Annotated in this window: 17 protein-coding genes; 12 read left to right on the top strand and 5 right to left on the bottom strand. The window is 62.2% G+C overall.

Annotation, left to right across the window (positions count from 1 at the left end):
- Nucleotides 1–55: 55 nt before the first annotated feature.
- Genes GYH35_RS04495 through GYH35_RS04485 form a run of 3 tightly spaced genes read left to right on the top strand, consistent with a single transcriptional unit; the run spans nt 56 to nt 2209 of the window.
- Nucleotides 56–1252: a SpoIIE family protein phosphatase gene (locus GYH35_RS04495; RefSeq protein ID WP_161827739.1), complete on the top strand. Its 1197-nt coding sequence runs from the start codon at nt 56–58 to the stop codon at nt 1250–1252.
- Entirely contained in the window at nt 1253–1813 is a 561-nt protein-coding gene (locus GYH35_RS04490) for a SiaB family protein kinase (RefSeq protein WP_161814499.1), read from the top strand.
- Nucleotides 1814–1825: 12 nt separating this feature from the next.
- Nucleotides 1826–2209 carry a DUF1987 domain-containing protein gene (locus tag GYH35_RS04485; protein ID WP_161814498.1) on the top strand — a complete coding sequence of 128 codons (384 nt, stop codon included), beginning with the start codon at nt 1826–1828 and terminating at the stop codon, nt 2207–2209.
- A gap of 7 nt (nt 2210–2216) precedes the next feature.
- Here GYH35_RS04485 and GYH35_RS04480 read toward each other — a convergent pair whose 3' ends face one another.
- The gene (locus GYH35_RS04480) at nt 2217–3116 is read right to left on the bottom strand and encodes a LysR family transcriptional regulator (RefSeq protein ID WP_161827738.1); all 900 of its coding nucleotides are present in this window, start codon (nt 3114–3116) and stop codon (nt 2217–2219) included.
- 107 nt (nt 3117–3223) lie between these two features.
- Between GYH35_RS04480 and GYH35_RS04475 the strand changes: the two genes are divergently transcribed.
- The gene (locus GYH35_RS04475) at nt 3224–3952 is read left to right on the top strand and encodes an SDR family NAD(P)-dependent oxidoreductase (RefSeq protein ID WP_161814496.1); all 729 of its coding nucleotides are present in this window, start codon (nt 3224–3226) and stop codon (nt 3950–3952) included.
- Nucleotides 3953–3962: 10 nt separating this feature from the next.
- Entirely contained in the window at nt 3963–4427 is a 465-nt protein-coding gene (locus tag GYH35_RS04470) for a RidA family protein (RefSeq protein WP_161827737.1), read from the top strand.
- Here GYH35_RS04470 and GYH35_RS04465 read toward each other — a convergent pair.
- Nucleotides 4424–5353, bottom strand: a complete 930-nt coding sequence (locus GYH35_RS04465) for a M14 family metallopeptidase (RefSeq protein ID WP_161814494.1) — start codon at nt 5351–5353, stop codon at nt 4424–4426. The two genes, GYH35_RS04470 and GYH35_RS04465, sit on opposite strands and share 4 nt — an antisense overlap.
- A 162-nt stretch (nt 5354–5515) precedes the next feature.
- On the opposite strand from GYH35_RS04465, the gene GYH35_RS04460 reads away from it, so the two are divergent.
- Genes GYH35_RS04460 through iolE form a run of 4 tightly spaced genes read left to right on the top strand, consistent with a single transcriptional unit; the run spans nt 5516 to nt 11034 of the window.
- Entirely contained in the window at nt 5516–6337 is an 822-nt protein-coding gene (locus GYH35_RS04460; RefSeq protein ID WP_161814493.1) for a 5-deoxy-glucuronate isomerase, read from the top strand.
- On the top strand, nt 6330–8291 hold the full coding sequence (locus GYH35_RS04455; RefSeq protein ID WP_161827736.1) for a bifunctional 5-dehydro-2-deoxygluconokinase/5-dehydro-2-deoxyphosphogluconate aldolase: 1962 nt from the start codon (nt 6330–6332) through the stop codon (nt 8289–8291). The genes GYH35_RS04460 and GYH35_RS04455 overlap by 8 nt, the downstream gene beginning before the upstream one ends.
- Nucleotides 8288–10123 (top strand): 3D-(3,5/4)-trihydroxycyclohexane-1,2-dione acylhydrolase (decyclizing), encoded by a 1836-nt coding sequence (gene iolD, locus GYH35_RS04450; RefSeq protein ID WP_161827735.1) that lies wholly within the window; start codon nt 8288–8290, stop codon nt 10121–10123. The genes GYH35_RS04455 and iolD overlap by 4 nt, the downstream gene beginning before the upstream one ends.
- Nucleotides 10124–10146: 23 nt before the next feature.
- Nucleotides 10147–11034: a myo-inosose-2 dehydratase gene (iolE, locus tag GYH35_RS04445; protein ID WP_161827734.1), complete on the top strand. Its 888-nt coding sequence runs from the start codon at nt 10147–10149 to the stop codon at nt 11032–11034.
- 44 nt (nt 11035–11078) lie between these two features.
- Here the strand turns inward: iolE and iolG are convergent, their stop codons facing one another.
- Nucleotides 11079–12068, bottom strand: a complete 990-nt coding sequence (gene iolG / locus GYH35_RS04440; protein WP_202624077.1) for an inositol 2-dehydrogenase — start codon at nt 12066–12068, stop codon at nt 11079–11081.
- Nucleotides 12069–12095: 27 nt separating this feature from the next.
- Nucleotides 12096–12965: a MurR/RpiR family transcriptional regulator gene (locus GYH35_RS04435; RefSeq protein ID WP_161814489.1), complete on the bottom strand. Its 870-nt coding sequence runs from the start codon at nt 12963–12965 to the stop codon at nt 12096–12098.
- Between the two features lie 217 nt (nt 12966–13182).
- Between GYH35_RS04435 and GYH35_RS04430 the strand changes: the two genes are divergently transcribed.
- Together GYH35_RS04430 and GYH35_RS04425 are read left to right on the top strand one after the other, a co-directional pair.
- Nucleotides 13183–15627 carry a TonB-dependent receptor plug domain-containing protein gene (locus GYH35_RS04430; RefSeq protein ID WP_161814488.1) on the top strand — a complete coding sequence of 815 codons (2445 nt, stop codon included), beginning with the start codon at nt 13183–13185 and terminating at the stop codon, nt 15625–15627.
- 89 nt (nt 15628–15716) lie between these two features.
- Nucleotides 15717–17051 (top strand): phytase, encoded by a 1335-nt coding sequence (locus GYH35_RS04425; protein WP_161814487.1) that lies wholly within the window; start codon nt 15717–15719, stop codon nt 17049–17051.
- Between the two features lie 53 nt (nt 17052–17104).
- Here GYH35_RS04425 and GYH35_RS04420 read toward each other — a convergent pair whose 3' ends face one another.
- Nucleotides 17105–19129 (bottom strand): phytase, encoded by a 2025-nt coding sequence (locus GYH35_RS04420; protein WP_161827733.1) that lies wholly within the window; start codon nt 19127–19129, stop codon nt 17105–17107.
- 107 nt (nt 19130–19236) lie between these two features.
- Here GYH35_RS04420 and GYH35_RS04415 point away from each other — a divergent pair, with 107 nt between their 5' ends.
- Complete coding sequence (locus GYH35_RS04415; protein ID WP_202624076.1) at nt 19237–20634, top strand: MFS transporter; 1398 nt, start codon at nt 19237–19239, stop codon at nt 20632–20634.
- Nucleotides 20635–20647 lie beyond the last annotated feature (13 nt).

Here is a 20647-nt window from a genome sequence, read left to right as displayed (position 1 = left end):
TTGTGAGGGCCTTCGCGAGAATAGCGCGTCATGTGTTCAAACCCTCGTTTGTTCAATGGTTCGTATCGGACAACTCGCGATTGCCTGCCCGTCGTTGACGCCGCACCACACCTGCGTCGAGGCGCTCGATTATTTTTCCAGCCATCCCGCTTATGACATCCTGCCGATCGTCGATGACGAGCGGCCGGTCGGGTTGATCACTCGTCATCTGCTGCAGGAACGCTTCTCCCGCCCGTTCCATCACGAGCTGTTCGGCAACAAGAGCTGCTCGCGATTCATGGATCGGCAGCCGCTGCTGGTCGATGAGGGCGATTCGATCACCACCGTCGGCGCGGTGGCCGCCAGCGATTCGCGACGAGCGCTGCAAGATGGCGTGATCGTCACGTCCAATGGCAAATATCGAGGCACGTGCAGCGGACCGGTGCTGATGCAAGTGCTCGCCGACATGCAGGTGGAGCGCAGTCGTCAGGTGCTCGAAGGCGTCCGCTACGCCAGCCGCATTCAGCGTGCGTTCCTGCATACCTCGAACGAGAATCTCGCCGAACATCTGCCGCGGCATCGGATCTTCTGGGAGCCCAGAGACATGGTCGGTGGCGACTATTATTTCTGCCGCGGCGACCAGGATCGAGTCTTTGTCGCCGTGCTCGATTGCACAGGACACGGCGTTCCCGGCGCGCTGATGACGATGATCATGTCCGCGAATCTCGAAGCATCGATCGCGGAGGTCGATTCCTGGCATCCGAGCGAGTTGCTATCGAACATCAATCGGCGTGCACGCGCCGCGCTGGGACAGCGCCAACGTGCGCAAATGGATGGCGCTGCGGAGCAGGGCTCCGACGATGGAATGGATGCGTCGCTGGTGCTGATCGATCGACGCAACCGCCGGCTGCAATTCGCCGGCGCGCGCCTGCCGGTGTTCGTGTCGTATGCCGGTCATGATTCGTGGATGTGCTTGCCGGCGGGACGGCCGGGCGTCGGTTACGCCGACACGCCCGACGATACCGAGTGGCCCATCAGCGAGACGCCGTTGGAGGAGGGCATGCGCGTTGCGCTCGCCACCGACGGACTGTTCGATCAGATTGGCGAAACGCGCGCCATCGCTTACGGCAAAGCGAGATTCGCGCAGTCCTTGGGCGCAGCCACCGGAGCGGGGCTGCAGGACAACTTCGAAGAGACATTGTCACGTTACCGGCAGTGGCAGGGAACCCAGAGCCGCCGTGACGATGCGACGCTAGTGATGTTTGAGGTCTAGATGAGTTGGAATGTTGCACATCGGATGACGCCGGAATCGTCCGAGCGAGAGATCTTCAGTTACTCTGGCGCGGTGAGCGCCGGCATCGTGGGCGCGACAGGCGAATCGCTGCGGGCACGGCTGGCCATGTTGAATGTGGAGAGTCAGCGCGCGCGAAAGGTATTCTCCAGCTTCGTCGAGCTGGCCTACAACATCATTCATCACGGCGAGCCGGAAGGCGCACGGGACGTGAAGATCGTTCGTTGCGGGTCCATCGCCGTGTGGGAGGCCGGGCAGCGCTATCATCTGCGCTCGCAAAGTTTGATCTCGGCGGTCAACGCACCGCCAATCCGGCAACGGCTACAGGCGCTGCGCGATCTGACGCCGGAACAGATTCGTTTCGAATTCCGTCTGCGGCTGACGAATCTGCAGTACGCAGCGGACGACAGTCCCAATGGCGGCGCGGGTCTCGGCTTGCTCACGATCGCGCGCAACGCCGCCGAACCCATCGATTTCGAGCTGTCGCCGGTGCCGTCGCATGACGGCAGGCTGCAACTCATCATCCACACCGTCATCCAATAGCAGGAGAGGCAAATGGAACGTCTGACTCTTGCCGCGACCCAGTTCACTCCGCTGGTGGATTTCGACTACGCCAGCCGCGCTCTCACCCTGCAAGGTGAGTCTTATCCGGAGAACGCTGCGGAGTTCTACCGTCCCATTCTGTCGGCGCTGCGCGAATATGCGAGCGATGGCGCCCAGTCGGGAAAAACGACGGTGACGCTGCAGTTCGCATACGTCAACAGCTCGAGCACCCGAAGTCTGCAGCAGCTGTTGACGTTGCTCGATGCCGCCGCTCGCGATGGCGCGAGCATCGAAGTGCGCTGGCTGGTCGAGCTCGACGACGATGTCATGACCGAGCTCGGCGTCGACTTGCTCAGCGACAAATCTTCGTTGAGCTATGAGATCGTCAGCAGGTGATGCGAGATCAATCTCTGCTCCAGAGCGGACTTTTCCACTTCATCAGCGCTTCCAGGAACAGTTTCAGCCGCGATGGCAGGAATTTGCGACCGGGATAGACCGCGAATACCGGGATGGGCGGCGAAGTCCACTTTGGCAACAGCCTGACCAGCGAGCCCTTGGCGATCGGTTCATCGCAGTACGTGGAGGGCAGCAGGCCGATACCGTGACCGCGATAGACGAAGGTGCTGACGGTACTGAAATCCCGGCTCGAGATCGAGCCCGAGACATGCACGCGAGCCTTGCGACGGCCGCCGATCAGGTTCCAGGCGGCTTCATTGTTCTTCGCATTGAGCATCACACAGTCGTGCTGCTCGAGCTCCGCCGGCTCGTTCGGTGGCTTGCGGTTCTTCAGATACTCCGGCGCGGCCACGACGTAGCGAATGCTCTTGCCCAGCCGGCTCGCGACCACGCTCGAATCCTTCAGATCGCCGAAGCGGATCGCGACGTCGACGTTTTCCGCGACCAGGTCGAGAAACACATTGGTGATGTACAGATCCACACGGATCTGCGGATGCGCCTTCAAGAACGCCGATAGAAATTCCAGAAACGCCGGCTGACCTAAAACTACCGGGACCGAAACGCGCAGCAAGCCTTGCGGCTCCTGTTGGGCGTGGGTCAGCACGCGCTCGGCATCCTGTAGAAGATTGAGCGGCTCCTGGCACTGATCGAAGTATTCACGGCCCTGGGCAGTCAGGCTCACGCGGCGCGTGGTCCGCCTCAATAGCGTCGCGCCAAGCTGCGACTCCAATACCGAAAGCCGGCGGCTCACCGTCGAGATCGGCATGCCGAGCGAGCGCGCCGCCCGGCTGATGCTCTCGTACTGAGCCACCTTCACGAAGATCAGGATGTTGTCGAGGTCCGCCATGGCGCGACTTTGCCATTAATGGAAATCAGATTACAGCACTTCCCATCTAATCAAAGCTCGCGGCCGCCCTGACAATGTCCCCACTCGCAACCCGTCAGGAGATTTCAATGACCAGCCAACGCAAGACCGTCATCGTGACCGGGGCCTCTCAGGGGATTGGCGCCGGCATCGCCAATCTGTTTCTCGAACGCGGCTACAACGTCGTGGCCAACTCGCGCAACGTCAGCAGGAAAAACGAGCTGCAACGCTCCGACCATCTGGCTCTCGTCGATGGCGATATCGCTTTGCCCGCGACCGCCGAGAAGATCGTCAGGACTGCCCTCGACCGCTTCGGCGCGATCGACGCGCTCGTCAACAATGCGGGTATATTTTTCGCGAAGCCGTTTACGGATTACACAGCGGAAGATTTCCGCGCGCTCTCGTCCACCAACCTGGAGGGCTTCCTTCACATCACGCAGGCCGTTATCAAACAGCTGCTCGCGCAGCGGTCGGCTGGCAGTGTGGTGAGCATCACGGCGTCGATTGCCGATCATCCGCTCGCAGCGTTGAGTGCGTCCGTGCCCATGATTACCAAGGGCGGCCTCAACGCAATCACCCGCAGCCTGGCGCTGGAATACGCCAAGCAGGGCATTCGAGTGAACGCAGTGGCTCCGGGGTTGGTGGCCACGCCGTTGCTCGCGAGCGTGCCGGAGGATTTTCTGCGGAGTCTGTCGCCGATGGGTCGGATCGGCACCGCGAAGGACATCGCCGAAGCCGTGTTCTATCTCACCGAGGCGGGCCAGGTGACCGGTGAAGTGCTCAACGTCGACGGCGGCTCGCATGTGGGCAAGTGGTGAGGAGACTTCGATGAACTGGAGTGCCGAACAACGGCTCGAAGAATCGGGCATTGCTCTGCCGATGGCGCCGCAGCCGCTCGGGGCTTACGTGCCGGCCGTACGAGTCGAAAACTTGTTGTTCCTGAGCGGGACGCTGCCATTGGAAGGCGGCGCTCCCAAGTTTCAGGGGCGGATAGGAAATGACATCGGCATCGAAGACGGACGGAGCGCGGCACGATTGGCCGCGCTCAATGCGCTCGCACTGGCACGGCAGCACTTGGGCTCGCTCGACAGAGTGACGCGCATCGTCCGGCTGACGGTCTCGCTTGCGGCGACGGCCGAGTTTCGCGATCACGCCAAAGTTGCCGACGGCGCTTCGGAGTTGCTGGCGACGGTGTTCGGCGCCGAAAAAGCGCCGACACGCATGGTCTCAGGAGTACTGAGCCTGCCAGCCGGCGCGCCTGTTGTCGTGGAGATTCTGTTAGAGGTCGACTAGCGAGGCGCCCTCAACGCAAACTCGATCGCCGCGCACGCCGCTGCGACCTGAGCGTCATTGCATTGTTGGGGCGTGGCGCGTGGGCTGTCGGGATAGACTTCCGTCGTCGTGGTGTAGCGCGCTCCCGTGATGCCGGCGCACAGGCCGAGCTGGCGCATGGCGTATCGAATGATGCCAGGTGCGACGACGTCCGAGCCAATGATCTGGCCGTTCGCATCCGCCGGCGCGATGTGAGTCACCTTGCTCACGGCCTCGATGATGGCTTGTTGAAAGGCTGGCTGCGGATTCTCGATGTCGTCGACGAGATAGAAACCGTCGGGAATCTGGTCGGGCTCGGACGTTTTGCCGTCGCGGGCGGCGAGCGCCGGGCGGAACTCGCTTTCGTCGGTGTCGGTCGTCTCGTGCAGATCGACGTGCAATAGAAAGCGTCCCTTCAGCGGAGCAACCAGGCGCAGCAGGGCAGCCGATTCTTCGGCCGGGCTGTTCTCGCGGAACGAGCGGTTGGGATCGATGGCATTCGCGTTCCAGCGATGAATGCGTTCATAGGCCCAAGGGCTCACGCAGGGCGCGACGAGCAAGTTGATCTTATTCGCATACTGCGCGGCGTGGCGATCCAGGAATTGCAGAGCGCCGTGCACGCCGCTGGTTTCGTAGCCGTGGACGCCGCCAGTCACGAGCGCGACCGGAACATCATCCCGCCAGCTCCGGCTGCGAACAGCAAACAAACGATACTGATCCGGCGGATAGTCGAGCTGACCGTACACCTCGACATCGAATCGATCGGACAGCCGCTCGACCGCTTTCGCTACATCGTCGTGGTAACTGCGATGTCGAACCTGACGCGATAGCCACAGCGCGCGCTCGGCAGCGCCCCAGGGAACGCCGGGTGTGCCGATGGGATAGGGCGCGGAGGAGGAGGTGGTCACGGAGGGCTCCTGGCGACGAAAAGGGCGCACTTTAACTCAGCCGGCCCACGGTCCGGCCCGTCTCGAATTACAATTCCATTATTCCAATGAATTGAAATTTTCATTCCATTGGGTTAGCGTACCGGTCGGGGCGTGTGGCTCGCCGCACATTCGACGACTGGCATGACTAAAGAACACATCACCGCGCATCGACGCGGCTTCGACCGGGGATTTACGGCCATCGCGCGTCAGCTGGATCCGGACAATCCGTCTCGGATTGGCATCGGCGTCTGGCGTCTGGCCGGGAGCGAGCGGTCCGTTCAGCACATCACGTGCGAAACGGCCTGGCTGTTAATGAGCGGCAGCGTGCGGGTGACGGTCGGTCAGCGCGAGTTCGAACTCTCGCGCGAGTCGTTGTTCGATGAATCCGCGAGCTGCGTTCATGCTCCCGCCGGTGCCACGATCGCTTTCGACGCGTCACGCGATACCGAGATCATGGTGTTCGATTGCGCCAATCTCAGGCCATTCGAAGCTCGCGTGTTCACTGCGAAGGACGTGCCGAACGAGCCGCGTGGCCGCGGGCAGGTCGGCGATCGGGCGCTGCGCTACGTCCGGACCATCTTCGATCGGAGCAATTCGCCCGACGCAGTCGAGCTGGTGCTCGGCGAAGTGGTGACGTTTCCAGGCGGCTGGTCGAGCTATCCGCCGCATCATCATCCGCAGCCGGAGATTTATCACTATCGTTTCACGCAGCCGCAGGGGTATGGTCATGCGGAGCTGGGCGACAACGTCGTCAAAGTGATGGAGCACGACACCATCCATATTCCCGCCGGCCTGGATCACGCGCAGTGCGCGGCGCCAGGCTATGGCATGTACTACTCGTGGGTGATCCGCCATCTGCCGGACCAGCCTTACACGATTCCCGACTTCACCGCCGAGCATGCCTGGACTTTGCAAGCCGGCGCTCCTTTCTGGCGCCCGCGCGAGATGGACCACAATGAATAAGACGTTCGACCTGATTTGTCTGGGCCGCGCGGCCGTGGATTTCTACGGCGAGCAGATCGGCGGCCGGCTCGAGGATATGCGCAGCTTCGCAAAATATCTGGGCGGATCTTCGGCAAATCTGGCAGCAGGAACCTCGCGGCTCGGCTTGCGTGTGTCCATGTTGACGCGCGTGGGAGACGAGCACATGGGACGTTTCGTCCGCGAGGCTTTGCAACGCGAAGGCGTCGATGTGAGTCATGTGGCGACCGATCCAACGCGTCTCACCGCGTCGGTCGTGTTGGGCATCGAAGGTCCGGCGGCTTATCCGCATATCTTCTTTCGCGAGAACTGCGCAGACATGGGAGTGTGCGCGCAGGACTTCGATGAGTCATACATTGCGGGCAGCCGCGCCGTTGCCGTCACGGGCACGCATCTGTCGACCCCAGGGACTCGCGCAGCGGTCGAACAGGCGTTCCGCTGGGCGCGAGCGAATCGAACGCGCGTCATCCTCGACATCGACTATCGGCCAGTGCTTTGGAAACTGACGAATGCAGGGCAGGGGGAATCCCGTTTCATCGAGTCGGCCGAAGTGACCCAGGCACTGCAAAGGGTGCTGCCCGATTGCGATCTGGTGGTGGGCACGGAAGAAGAAATCCGGATCGCCGGCGGTTCCGACGATGTGCTTGCGTCCTTGCGCGCGATCCGGCGCAAAACGCACGCGACCATCGTGCTCAAACGCGGGCCGGCGGGATGCAGCGTCATTACCGATGAAGTCCCGGCGACGCTGGCGGAGCTGCATACGATCGCGGGCTTTCCGGTCGAAGTATTGAACGTGCTTGGCGCAGGCGATGCCTTTCTCAGCGGCTTTCTCTCAGGATGGCTGCGAGGCAGGCCGCTTGCCGAGTGCGCCCGGCTTGGCAATGCCTGCGGGGCGCTGGTCGTATCACGACACGGCTGCACCCCGGCCATGCCGAGTGCACTGGAGCTTCAGGAGTTTCTGCGTCGGGCTGCGAGCGTGCGACGCCCCGATCTCGATGCCGAGCTCTCGCATGTGCATGAAGCCACGACGACTCGCCGGCCGCGAGAATCGTTGTATGTACTCGCGTTCGATCATCGTCGGCAGCTCGAAGAGCTGGCGGACGAACACGGCGCGTCGCGGGCGCGCATTGGTGAATTCAAAGATCTGATCGCTCGTGCCGTCGAGCGTGTGGCCGCGGGCACACGAGATCGGGAACATCTGGGTGTCATTGTCGATGCGCGTCACGGCTCGGCTGTTTTGAATCGACTCACGACGCAAGGCTTCTGGATCGGCCGTCCGATCGAAACGCCCGGCTCGCGTCCGGTGGCGTTCGATCCTCCCGATAACGTCGGTTTGCATCTGACGAGCTGGCCGGTGGCCCACGTCATCAAGTGCCTGGTGTTCTTTCATCCGGACGATCCCATCGAGCTGCGTCTCGCGCAGGAACGTCAGATTCGCACATTGAACGACGCCGCTCGCGCTCAGGATCGTGAGTTGCTTTTGGAAATCATCTGCAGCGGACGTGGCTTGCCGGTGGATGACGCGACCACTGCCCGGGCGTTGACTCGTATCTACAACCTCGGCGTGCGCCCAGCGTGGTGGAAGCTGGAGGCGCAATCGCGGGCTGCTTGGCTGAACATCGCGGAGGTCATCGAGCGGCGCGATCCGCACTGTAATGGCGTGCTGATGCTAGGGCTCGACGCTCCAGAGGAAGCGCTGCAAGCGTCGTTCGAAAGCGCGGCGGCCATACCGGTGTGCAAAGGGTTTGCGGTCGGCCGAAGCATTTTCAATCCGGCGGCGCGAGGCTGGTTTGCCGGCGCGCTGAGCGACGAGCAGGTCGTCGCCGATATCGCGGACCGATATCAACGTTTGATCGACAGCTGGCGCGCATTGCGCGCGAGCCATGCTCGTTTATCCTCACGAGTCTCCGATGCCTTGGCGGAGCAGTCCTTATGAGCGATCGAGTCCGCCTGACCGCCAGTCAGGCCATCGTGCGCTATCTGTCGGCACAGCGGACCGTCGTTGACGGCCAGGAAGTCCCGCTGTGCGCTGGCGTATTTGCAATCTTCGGGCATGGCAACGTGGCCGGCATGGGGGAGGCGCTGAGCGCCTCTCGCGCCGAGCTGCCGACGTATCGTGCTCACAATGAACAGGCGATGGCTCACGCCGCGATTGCTTACGCCAAGACGATGCGCCGACGTCGCTTCATGGCGTGCACGACCTCTATCGGCCCGGGTGCCACTAACATGGTGACGGCGGCCGCGCTCGCTCACGTCAATCGACTGCCCGTGTTGTTATTGCCCGGCGACGTGTTCGCCAGCCGTCGACCGGATCCAGTGTTGCAACAGGTGGAAGACTTCGGCGATCCCACCGTCACCGCCAACGATTGCTTTCGTCCGGTGTCGCGCTATTGGGATCGCATCAGCCGCCCCGAGCAGCTGATGCGCTCGTTGCCACAAGCGCTCGGTGTGCTGACGGATCCCGCAGAGTGCGGACCGGTGACGCTGGCGTTGCCGCAGGATGTGCAGGCGGAAGCGTGGGAATATCCCATCTCGTTCTTCCAGCCGCGGATTCATGAGCTGACTCGGCTCGGGCCAGATACGCGTCAACTGACGGCTGCGGCCGAAGCGATCAGGCGAGCGAAGCAGCCGCTCATCATCGCAGGCGGTGGAGTTCACTACGCGCAGGCATGCGAAACACTGGCTCGCTTCGCCGAGCGTTTCAGCATTCCGGTAGCGGAGACCCAAGCAGGCAAAGGCGCGCTGCGCTGGAATCATCCCCAGAATGTCGGCTCCATCGGCGTCACCGGATCGAGTGCGGCGAATGAGTTGGCGCGCGATGCCGATGTGATCATCGCTATCGGCACCCGGCTGCAGGACTTCACGACGGCGTCGTCGAGTTTGTTCCGCAATCCGCGGCGACAGTTGGTTGCAATCAATGTGTGTCGTTTCGATGCCGCAAAGTTCGGAGCGCTGCAGTTGCAAGGTGACGCGCTCCGCGCGCTGGACGAGTTGAATGTTCTGCTGGAGCCGTCTGTGAGCGCCGAGTATTCAGCTCGGGTCAAGCACCTCGCGCAGACGTGGAATTCATCGGTGGAGGCTGCCACTGCCGTCTCCGACACCACTTTGCCGACTGACGCGCAGGTGCTTGGCGCAGTGAACCGCGCAATTGGAACGAACGGCACGGTTGTCTGCGCGGCCGGCGGATTGCCAGGAGAATTGCACAAACTGTGGCGTGCTCAGGATAGCGACGCTTATCACCTCGAGTACGGCTACTCCTGCATGGGCTACGAGATCGCCGGCGGCCTCGGCGTCAAGCTGGCCCGCCCCGATCGGAACGTGGTCGTCATGGTGGGCGATGGCAGTTATCTGATGATGAATTCCGAGATTGCCACCGCCATTGCGCTGGGCCTGAAACTGACCATCGTGCTGCTGGACAACCGCGGCTACGGTTGTATCAGTCGGCTGCAAAAGAGCTGCGGTGGAACGGCGTTCAACAATTTGCTCGAAGAGGCCGCGCCCGCTGTCGATTTTGTCGCGCACGCTCGCTCTCTCGGCGCCGAGTCGCTTCAAGTCAACAATGTGCGCGAGCTCGAGCGCGCACTGAATGACACGCGCGCCCAGACGAGGACCGTCGTGATCGTGATCAATACCGACCCGCATCACAGTACGGCCGCGGGTGGCGCGTGGTGGGATGTCGCCGTGCCCGAAGTGTCCGGCTCCAAGGACGTGGCTGCGGCAAACGAGAAATATCGCAAGACGCTCCGCGACGTGAGCGATCTCGAGTAACAACGCAACTGACACCGGCACTCATGAACATTCGCATCGGCATCAATCCCTTGACGTGGACCAACGACGACCTGCCGTCGCTGGGCGCTGAAACGAGCCTGGAGACCTGTCTGCGCGAAGCGCGCGAGGCGGGTTACACGGGCATCGAGCTCGGCAACAAGTTTCCACGGGTTGCCGCTCAACTCGGGCCGATCCTGCAGGCTCACGATCTGCAATTGGTGTCCGGCTGGTACAGCGCACGTCTGCTCGAGCGCGATGTCGACGCCGAATGGGACGCGATGAGCGCGCATTTCGAACTGCTGCACGCGTTGGGTTGCGAGGTGATGGTGTTCGCCGAAGTTTCACGCTGTACCCACGGCGATCAGCGAGCCCCGTTATCGCAGCGACCTCATCTCACCAAGGGCGATTGGCAGCGCTTCGGCGAGCGCATGACCCGGCTTGCGGAGAAGATGCGTTCTGCGGGGCTGCGGCTCGCCTATCACCATCATATGGGGACGGTCGTGCAGTCAGCGGCGGACATCGACAATCTCATGCAGGCAACCGGCGATGCCGTAGGCCTGTTGCTCGATACCGGTCATCTCACCTATGCAGGCGGCGATCCCGCGCAAATGGCAGGGCGTTATGCGGCGCGCATCGCGCACGTTCATTGTAAGGATGTACGCCGGCCGGTCCTGGAGCGAGCTCGTAATGAAGACACCAGCTTTTTAAATGCAGTGCTCGATGGTGTGTTCACGGTGCCTGGCGATGGCATGGTCGACTATCGCAGCGTCTTGCAGCCCGTGGCTCGCAGCGGTTATCGCGGCTGGCTGGTGGTCGAGGCGGAGCAGGATCCGGCGGTGGCCACGCCGATTGTCTACGCGAAGATGGGTTATCAGCATCTGTCGCGCCTCGCGACCGAGCTGTTTGTTTGAGGAGAAGGCTCCCTCGCTCGCGAGGCGAGGGAGCGCCAGTTTCCTTAGCTCAGCGCCACCGCAACTCCCGTCGTCAACGAGCGTTGGGCTGCATCCGCCAGCAGGAGTGCACGTCGGCCGTCCTCTCCGGTTGCAAGCTCGACCTTCTTGCCGTTGAGCGCGCCGATGAAATCCTCCAGCTCCAGGCGATACGCATCGGCGTAACGTTCCAGGAAGAAGGGCAGTGCGGGCTCGGTCGTGTAGCCTTGCTTGTCTGCGACAGTCACGCTGGTGGCGGTGTGATTGTTGGCGCTGACCATGCCGGCCGCGCCGAACGCCTCGATGCGCTGATCGTATCCAAAGCTGCAACGCCTGCTATTCGCGATCTGGCACAGCCGGCCATCCGCCGTCCGTAACATCACCATGGCCGTGTCGATATCGCCCGCGGCGCCGATCTCCGGATCGACCAGGGCACTGCCTCGCGCGAACACTTCCACCGGCTCGGCGCCCAGCAGCCAGCGCGCCATATCCAGATCGTGAATCATCATGTCGCGGAACAAACCGCCCGAGCGGCGCACGTAGTCCACTGGCGGCGGCGCAGGATCGCGGCTGGTGATGTGCAGCGTTTCGAGCGAACCGATCGTCCCTGCGGCGATTTCATGCTTGAGTCGCGCAAAGGAGGGGTCATAGCGACGATTGAAGCCGAGATACAGCGGGACGCCGGCCGCTTCAGCCTTGCGCATGCATTGCGTGGCCCGACCGATGTCCAGATCGAGCGGCTTTTCGCAGAACACCGGCTTGCCGGCGGCGGCGCAGCGCTCGATCCAATCGGCGTGAGTGTCGGTTGAGCTGGCGATGAGCACGGCGTCGAAGTCGGTTTGCGCCAAGGCTTCATCCGGTTTCACGGCGCGGCATGACCACCTGCTCGCAAGCTCTGCGGCTGCGCGTGCATCGGCGTCGGTGACGGCCACCAGACTGGAGCCCGCCCCGCGCACTATGTTCTCCGCGTGGATACGACCGATACGTCCCGCGCCTATCAATAGAAATCGAATCATTTGTCCCCCTGACGGACGCTGCCTCGCTCAGCGTACGCGGCCACGTTTTTCCATGTCGAATGCATAACTGATGACCAGCGACTGCGCGAGGCACAGCGACGCGGTCAATGAACGGAACTGACGCACCTCCGCGTCCTTGATCTCGAACACCAGGTCCGAGGCGGCCGCGATCGGGCTCAAGCGACTGTCGGTGATGGCGATGATCCTGGCCTTCTGCTCACGCGTGGAGCCGACGATCTCCACGGTTTCCGCCGCGTAGGGCTGGAAGCTGATGGCGATCAGCAAATCCTTCGACGTGAGCATGGTGCTTTGTTCGGCCAGCATGCCGGCCACGCCGTCGAGCAAGTAAGCGCGCTTGTCGACGTGGCGCAGGGCATAGGCAAGATAGGAGGCAACCGGAAAGGAGCGTCGCAGGCCGACGATGTAGACCGCGCTCGCCCCGGCGATCATTTCCACCGCCCGCTCCAGGTCGGCTTTGCGGACGCTGCTCTTCAAATGCTCCAATGCGAGGATGTTGCTGTCCGCGAACTCGTGCATCACATCCTGGGGAGCAAGCGCGCCCGCGGCGCCTGCACGGCGCGAGAACTGCCGGATGCGCTCGGCGTAACTGGGGCTCGGCGCTTGGGTAAGCATCTCGTCCTTGAACAGCTCCTGCATATCGCTCGCGCCTTCGTAACCGAAGGTTTTGGCGAAGCGCACGATGGTGGAGGGCTGGACTTCGCAGCGCTCGGCGATGACCGCCAGGGTCTGCAGCGCCATGTCGTTCGGATTTTCCAACACGTACTTGGCGACCTGCTGCAGTCGGGGACTGAGCTCCTCGTACCGGCGCACGATGTCGCCCCGCAGGGTCTCGAGTGTTTTTGCGCTGCTCGCCACGGCTAATTCTCTGAGTGTCATGGAAATTCCCAAATCATACGGTCGCTGCAATAAATATTCTATGCAGCTCTTCAGGACCGGCGGCCGCAGCGTGGCGCAACTATAGCATCTGGAATTTTTATTTCACTAGTTGCGTTCAATGAAATGTTCGTTCTAGACTCTCGACCAGCTGCACTCGAGTGCGGAACTACAACTCATGCACGATTCAGAGACGCGTCGAGCGTCCAGGGGGAAAGCGATGAGACGGTTAAAGCAGGGGAGCGTCCTGGCGAGCGCGGTGTCGATTACTCTGGCGACGGCGGCAGCCAATGCTGCCGAACCGGCCAAGGAAGACACCCTGGAGTTCATCGAAGTGCTCGCCAAGCGCGTCAATGCGCGCGAGCGCACCGAGCTGGCCGAGCCGGTGCTCACTTATTCCGAAGAGTATTTCCAGCGCTTCGAGCCGCTGTCGGTCGGCGAAATGATGAAGCGCGTGCCGGGCGTGACGTTCAGCGACGACGTTGGCGAGTACGCGGCGCCGTCGTTGCGCGGCATCGGCTCGGAGTACACCCAGATCCTGATCAACGGCCGCCGCATCTCCGGCTCGGGCAATGACAACACCGTGCTGGTGGATCGCATTCCGGCCGAGCTGGTCGAGCGGGTCGAAATCATCCGCAGCCCCACCAGCGACATGGACAGCCAGGGCATCGGCGGCACGCTGAACATCATTCTCAAGGAAGGCGCCGAATTCAACGGCGGCATCTATCGACTCGGCGGCTACTACATCGACGGCGAGACCCGGCCCAGCGCGTTCGTCTCGTACGGGCACACCAACGACGCGGTCCAGTGGGGCACTTCGCTCAATTATCAGGAGCGCTTCAATCGCAAGCAGGTGTATTCCGTCGAGCGCGTGCTGGATGGCGAAGGCAACGCCGAGCCGGAATTCAAGACCACCATCGAGCCGGACGAGCGCGACACCCGCGACATCGCCTGGACCGGCGACCTGGCATTCAAGCTCGACGGCGGCCAGGAGCTGCAGTTCAACTCGCTGTTCGTGGACACCGACCGGGTCGAGCACGAGTTCGAGCGCGCCTTCGAGGCCGAAGACGACGACGGCGACCTGGACTCGGGCGCCGAGCAGACCAATCAGACCGATGCATTCCGTGAGCGCAACTGGATGCTGGCCGCCACGTTCACCGCGCCCACCGATGGCGGCAACTCCTGGGAAGTCTCGGCGAGCTACGACCGCACCGAGGGCGAAGCGAAGGAAACCAATTACCTGGTCGACATGGATTTCGACTTCGCCAGCGTCGGCCTGAGTTCCGGCGACGACATCCTGCCGTTCCTGTCTTCATTCAACGATCCGCAGTTGAATCAGCAGTTCCGCGCCAACAGCACCCAGTTCGGTCACGAGATCGACGTGTTCGACAACATCGACAGCATCGAGAACGAGGACAGCGAGGACTCCGAGGCCAAGGCGGGCGGCAAGTTCAAATGGAAGTTCACCGCTGCGACCCTGAGCGTCGGCCTCGACTACGTGCTGAAGAAGCGCGATTACAGCTTCAACGTGCAGGAGCTCGACGACGGCCAGCTGGTCACGCTCGATGACCTGTTCAGTATTTTCAACGTCGACGACGAGCGCATCGCCGGCTTCGTGCAATGGGGCGTCGATCTCACCGACAGCACCAAGCTCGAGCTCGGCGTGCGTGGCGAGCAGACCAACCTGGAAATCACGTCGACCGTCGCCGGGCCCGTGGCCGATGCGGCCGCCGCGCTCAGCTCGCTGGGATTGAACGTGGAGGGCAATCAGATCGCGGTCGACAACGACTACTTCGAGCTGAACCCGACCGCGCATATCCGCTGGGACGCGACCGATTCGCTGCAGCTGAGACTGTCGGCGGCGCGCACCGTGCGCCGTCCGAGCTTCGACGAGCTCAATCCGACGCTGCTGCTCGACGAAGACGAGAGCGTGCTGGGCAATCCGACCCTGGATCAGGAAACCGCGCTCGGACTCGACGGCGGCTTCGACCTGCGCTTGAACGCCGAGGACGCGGTGCTCGGCGTCAACGCGTTCTACCGGCGCATCGAGAACAAGATCGAGCTGAACGGCGTCGGCGACGAGGTGAACGCCATCTTCCAGGCGCAGATCGATGACGAGATCGAAGCCACGCAGTATGTGAACAATCCGAACAAGGGCACGATCTACGGCGTCGAGTTCGATCTGAGCTATCCGCTGGAGGTGATCGGAGCGCCGAATTTCCACGTGTTCGCCAATTACACGTACGTGCACTCCGAGATCCGCGACGCCAACAGCAACTTCCCCATCGACCGGCGCTTCTCCATGCAGCCGGACTACATCTATAACGTCGGCTTCGACCACCTGATCGAGAGCTGGGCGCTCACCTGGGGTTCGAGCTATCAGAAGCGCGGTGCGGCCGAAGAATGGGTCGATTCGGGCGCCGCCACCAAGGAGGTCGCCGATGTGACTTTCGAGGGCAACCTCGAAGTGTTCCTCGAGAAAACGTTCGCGGAGCGCTATGTCGTGCGCGTGGCCGCGCAGAACCTGCTCGACGCCAAGCGCAAGGATGTGACTCGCATCTACGAATCGGCCGCGCAGTACAACGCGCGCACTCCGGTCAGCTCCGAGATCGATCAGGAAGAGTCGGATCCGTGGATCATTCTCACGTTCCGCAGCACCTTCTGAGCTGATCGTTTTCCCACCGCACGTCGATGGACGGCGCTCGCATCCGCGAGCGCCTCGATGCCCTGTTGTCACACCCAAAGGAGGGTTCCATGTCGAAAGTGCATTCCGTCCTCGCGCTTGCCGTGCTCGGTGCGTTGTCCGCCGGGCTCGCTCACAGCGCGCAAGTCCAGGCCGTTCGTGAAACTCCGCCGTCGCTCGACTACGACGATGGCGAGCATCTTGCGAACGCCGACGATCCGGCGATCTGGGTGCATCCCAACGAAGATCGCCAGCACAAGAGTCTGATCGTCGCCACCTTGAAAGAAGGCGGCATCGATGTTTACAACCTGCAGGGCCAGCTGTTGCAACACATCGCCGGGCTGCCGCACGCCAATCCCGACTATCCCCGTCAGCGCTTCAACAACGTCGACCTGGTGTACGGATTCAAGCTCGGCTCGCGCACCGTGGATCTGGCGGTTGCCACCGACCGCGGCTTCGATCGGCTGGCCATCTTTGAAATCAACAAGAGCGGTTCCGATGCGGCCGTGCCGCTGACCGAAGTGACCAAGGCCGGCTTGCCGTTCGTCTTCGCCGCCAACCAGGGCGAAGTGAACGATGAGCTGACGGCGATGGGCATTGGCACCGCTAAGCTGGAGAACGGTCAGACCATCGCTTTCGTCACGCGCAACGATCGCTCGCAGGCCGCCAAGTTCCGTTTGTACGACGCCGGCGGCGGCAAAGTCGGCTACGCGCCGTTGGTGCGTTTCAACTTGCCATCGCAGTTCACTTTGCCCAATGGCCAGCAGTGGGCGCCTTGTCAGGATGAGGACGGGCCGACGCCGATGGCGGAAGGTACGGTCATCGATCGGGATCGCGGCTACGTTTACATCGGTCAGGAAGCCGTCGGACTGTGGCGTACGACCATCGACAATCCCGGCGCCAACCTGCAGCTGATCGACAAGGTCGACACGTATGGCACGCCGTACACGCGCACCTGGGATCCTGATGAAGAAGAGTATGTGTGCGAATACCAGACGCAGCAGGATCCAGGGTACGGCGGACGGCTGACCCGCGACGTCGAAGGCGTGACGTTGTACGAAGCGGACGACGAAGAGGGTTATGTGATCGTCTCGAGTCAGGGTAACAACGAGTACTTGGTGTATGACCGCGAAGACAACGACTACGTCGGCCGATTCTCCATCGTGGACGGCATGGTCGACGGCACGCAGGAAACCGACGGCATCGGCGTCAGCAATGCCGACTTCGGCGCCCCGTTCGACGACGGTTTGTTCGTGGCCATGGATGGCGGCAACACCCCGGACATCCTGGATCCGGAAGGCGAGGCCATCGAGAACACCAACTTCAAGTTCGTGCAGTGGGAGGACATTGCCGATCAGCTCGACCTGATCGTCGACGACGAGCACGACATTCGCGATCTGGATTGATTGCTCGAGGCCGAGTCAGGCGCGCCCTCGCGGGCGCGCCTTTTTCTTGCTCGTTATTCCTTGCGCAGCGAGCGCAGCGCATCCTTCCAGGACACGTACTTGAAGTTCTGGCGTTCCGCCGGCATCAGGTTGCGACCATCCTGCACGACCAGCAAGCCTTCCGGAAAGCGCTCGCCCAGCGGCGCGCTCACGATATCCAACCCATCCGTTTCGGAGGCGCCGTCGATGCCGGCTTCACTGTTCGCGACTACAGCGAACTTGCCGAGGTACTCGTTGTTACCTTCGCGACGATACACGGCGTAATTGTCTTCACCCTGATTCGATACGACCAGATAACCGGCGCCATTCGCGCCGTAGTAGATCGACAGGCCTTCGATATCATCCGTCAGGCGGCCTTTCTCGACAGTGTCGATGGACGTGCGACGTGAGCCGTCCCGCGGCTCGGCGGAATATTTCCAAAGCGCCACGTCTTCTTCCGCGACATACAGATGACCGAGCTCGTCGTCTGCCGCGCAACCTTCGGCCTGCGAGCCGACCTCGATCTCGCGCACCAGCTCGCCAGCGATCTTTCCGGCTTTGGCTGAGACCCGCCATTGGCGAATACGGCCGTCGGCGCTGTCGTTGGCAAAGACGTAGTAGGCGCCATTCTTCGCGCTTCGATACATGCACAGACCGTATGGATCGTCGAAGCCGGTCGCCAGATCGCCGCCGGGCAAGGCCTGCAGCTGCCGCGCCTGGGCATCGTAGCGATACAAGCTGATGGATTTGCGCGTTCGATTGGTTGCGGCCACGAGCGTGATGGGGCGTCCGCCGAAGGTGAAGCCGTCGCGCACGTCGACGTTGTTCATGCGACCGTCCGGCACACTGTGGATCAACTTGCCATCCAGGTCATAAACATTGAGGCCCAGTTTCTTGTCTGTCGCGATCACGACGCTGCGGCTGGGGGCCTGACGATCCACCCAGATCGCCGGATCGTCGGCGGCATCGCCGAAGCTGGCCACCGGCTCGCTCTCCACGGCCGGCGCCACTGCGCCTGGAATGAACTCGCTGGCCGCAGCGGCGTTCTGCGCCGTCGGTAAATCCAGCGATTTCGTGAGCGCGCTCAACGACACCAGCTTGTAATCGCCGGCGTCTTCATCGGCGACGATCAGCACGCCATTGGGAAATGCACCTCCGAGCGGCTCGGCGGCGATCGTCAATCCTTCCGCGTCGCCAATCTGCTTGGGCGCGCCCAGCTGGACTCGCCGCGGCTCGCTATCGGGCAACGAATAGGCGACAAAGCCATCGGCATCGCGTGCTAACAACAGCGTCGTCCCGGAAGCAGGATGGACGGCAATGCCTTTGACTTCTTCGCTCAGCCCGCCGCGTGGCGCGACGAGGTCGACGGCTTCGCGTGCCGTATCCGATTCAGGTTCCGCTGCGATACTCCACACGCCGACCGACTCTTCGCTGAAATAGACGCGACGGCGAGCATCGTCGACTGCGCAATGACCGACGCCTTTGCCTGCCGCGATCCTGCGCACCATGCGCCCGGCAACCTGCTGTGCCTGGGAAAACAACTCCCACTGTTCGAATTGACCCTGACCGGTCGAGACGAACGCGTAAAGCTTGTTCGTCAGTGGGCTCACATACGAGCACAGGCCGGTAATCTCATCGTCAATGCGCAGCGGCTGCGGAGCGACTTCCTGCAACTTGCGAGTGCCTGCATCGAAGCGGAAGGCTCGAACGGCGCCGGCGCGTTGGTCACTCACTAGTACGAGCTTGTTCAGGCCCTGCGGCAAGCTCGATCGGTCCGGTACCTCGACGAATCCGACTTCGACCTCAGCGAAGGCCGCGACTCGCTGCCCAGCCAGATCGTGAATTTCCAGGCCGCCTTCACCGGCCGCCACGATCAACAGGCTATTCGCGGGTTGCGCCGGATCCCGCCACACGGCGGCATCGAGCGCGAACTTATGGGAGGTGGGCTGCGTGGTTCGGTCCACCGGCACGCTGATGGCTGGATTCTGTTGTGTCGAAGACTGCGCCTGCCATGCCAACAGGCCAAGGGCGAGGGCGGTCAAAAGCGGAGGGTATTTCATGGCGTCTCTCTTGATGGAATGCCGGCGATTGGGCTTGGAATATTTTTTCCATTGTTTTAAGCTAATGGAAATCAAATTTCAATCATCGGCATTGACGGGGGAAGTGGGTGAGCGCTGGCGAACCGGAGATCGAAGGTCTGCGACTGGCGGGGAGGGCTTCGGCATTGGGCTCATTGCTGAAGTTCTTCGCGACCGGCGCGGACCGTCCCGTGCTCCAGGATTCCGCCGCAGTCGACACCTTGTTTCGCTATCACCGCGTGCGAGTGATGGTCGCGATCACGCTTTGCTACGGTGTGATCTATACGTGCCGATTGGCGCTCGGCGTCGTGAAGAAGCCGCTCATCGATGCCGGCGTGTTCGGTCCTGCCGAGCTGGGCATGATCGGTTCCGCGCTCTTTTATGCCTATGCCATCGGCAAGCTGACCAACGGCTTTCTCGCCGATCACGCCAACATCAAACGATTTCTGGCGTTGGGCTTTTTGTTGACCGCGCTGTGCAACGTGGGGATGGGTTTTTCCACCACGGTTGCATTGTCGGTGCTGCTGTGGGGACTGAATGGCTGGTTCCAGAGCTTCGGCGCGCCGTCCAGCGTGGTCGCCATCACCGCCTGGTTCAGCAATCGCGAGCGTGGCCGGGTCTACGGTTTGTGGAGCACTGCGCACTCCATCGGCGAGGGACTGACGTTTCTAGTGGTTGGCGCAGTGGTCGCGGTACTCGGCTGGCGATGGGGATTCTGGGTGCCGGGCCTGATTGGCATCGTCATGGCTGCGGTGGCGTACCGCTTCGTGCAGGATCGGCCGCGCACCTTGGGCTTGCCGACTGTTGCCGACTGGCGCAACGATCACTACGCCCAGGTGAGCACGCAACAGCAAAGCACCTTCGCCACACAGCTGTCGATCGTGAAGATCGCGCCCATCTGGATACTCGCGCTGGCCAGCTCGACCATTTACATCACGCGCTACGCCATCAACTCGTGGGGCGTGCTCTATTTGCAGGAGGCGCGCGGCTATTCGCTGACCATGGCCGGCACGTTGCTGATGATCAGCACGATCGCAGGCATGGTCGGCGCGATCTCGTATGGATTCGTGTCCGACAAGGTCTTCCACGCGCGCAGGCCGCCGACCAACCTGGTGTTCGCCATCGTCGAACTCGCGGGCCTGGTGTTGATCTTCTTCGGGCCCGCGAACACCTCCGTGCTGATTGTCGGCATGGTGCTGTTTGGCATCGGCCTGACCGGCCTGGTCACGGCGCTCGGTGGATTGTTCGCGGTCGACATCTGTCCGAAGCGGGTCGCCGGCGCCGCCATGGGCTTGATCGGCATCTTCAGTTATCTGGGCGCGGCCATCCAGGAAAACGTCAGCGGGCATCTGATCGAGCGCGGCATGACCGTCGTCGATGGCGTCCGCACTTATGACTTCAGCACGGTCATCTGGTTCTGGCTCGGCTCGTCGTTGTTGTCGATGCTGCTGGCCGCCTGTCTGTGGCGCGTGAAGTTGCACGATTGAGATTCATCGGGGG

Origin of the sequence: Steroidobacter agaridevorans (assembly GCF_009932555.1) — a bacterium.
GTDB lineage: Bacteria > Pseudomonadota > Gammaproteobacteria > Steroidobacterales > Steroidobacteraceae > Steroidobacter > Steroidobacter agaridevorans.
This window is presented reverse-complemented; position numbering and strand designations above follow the sequence as displayed.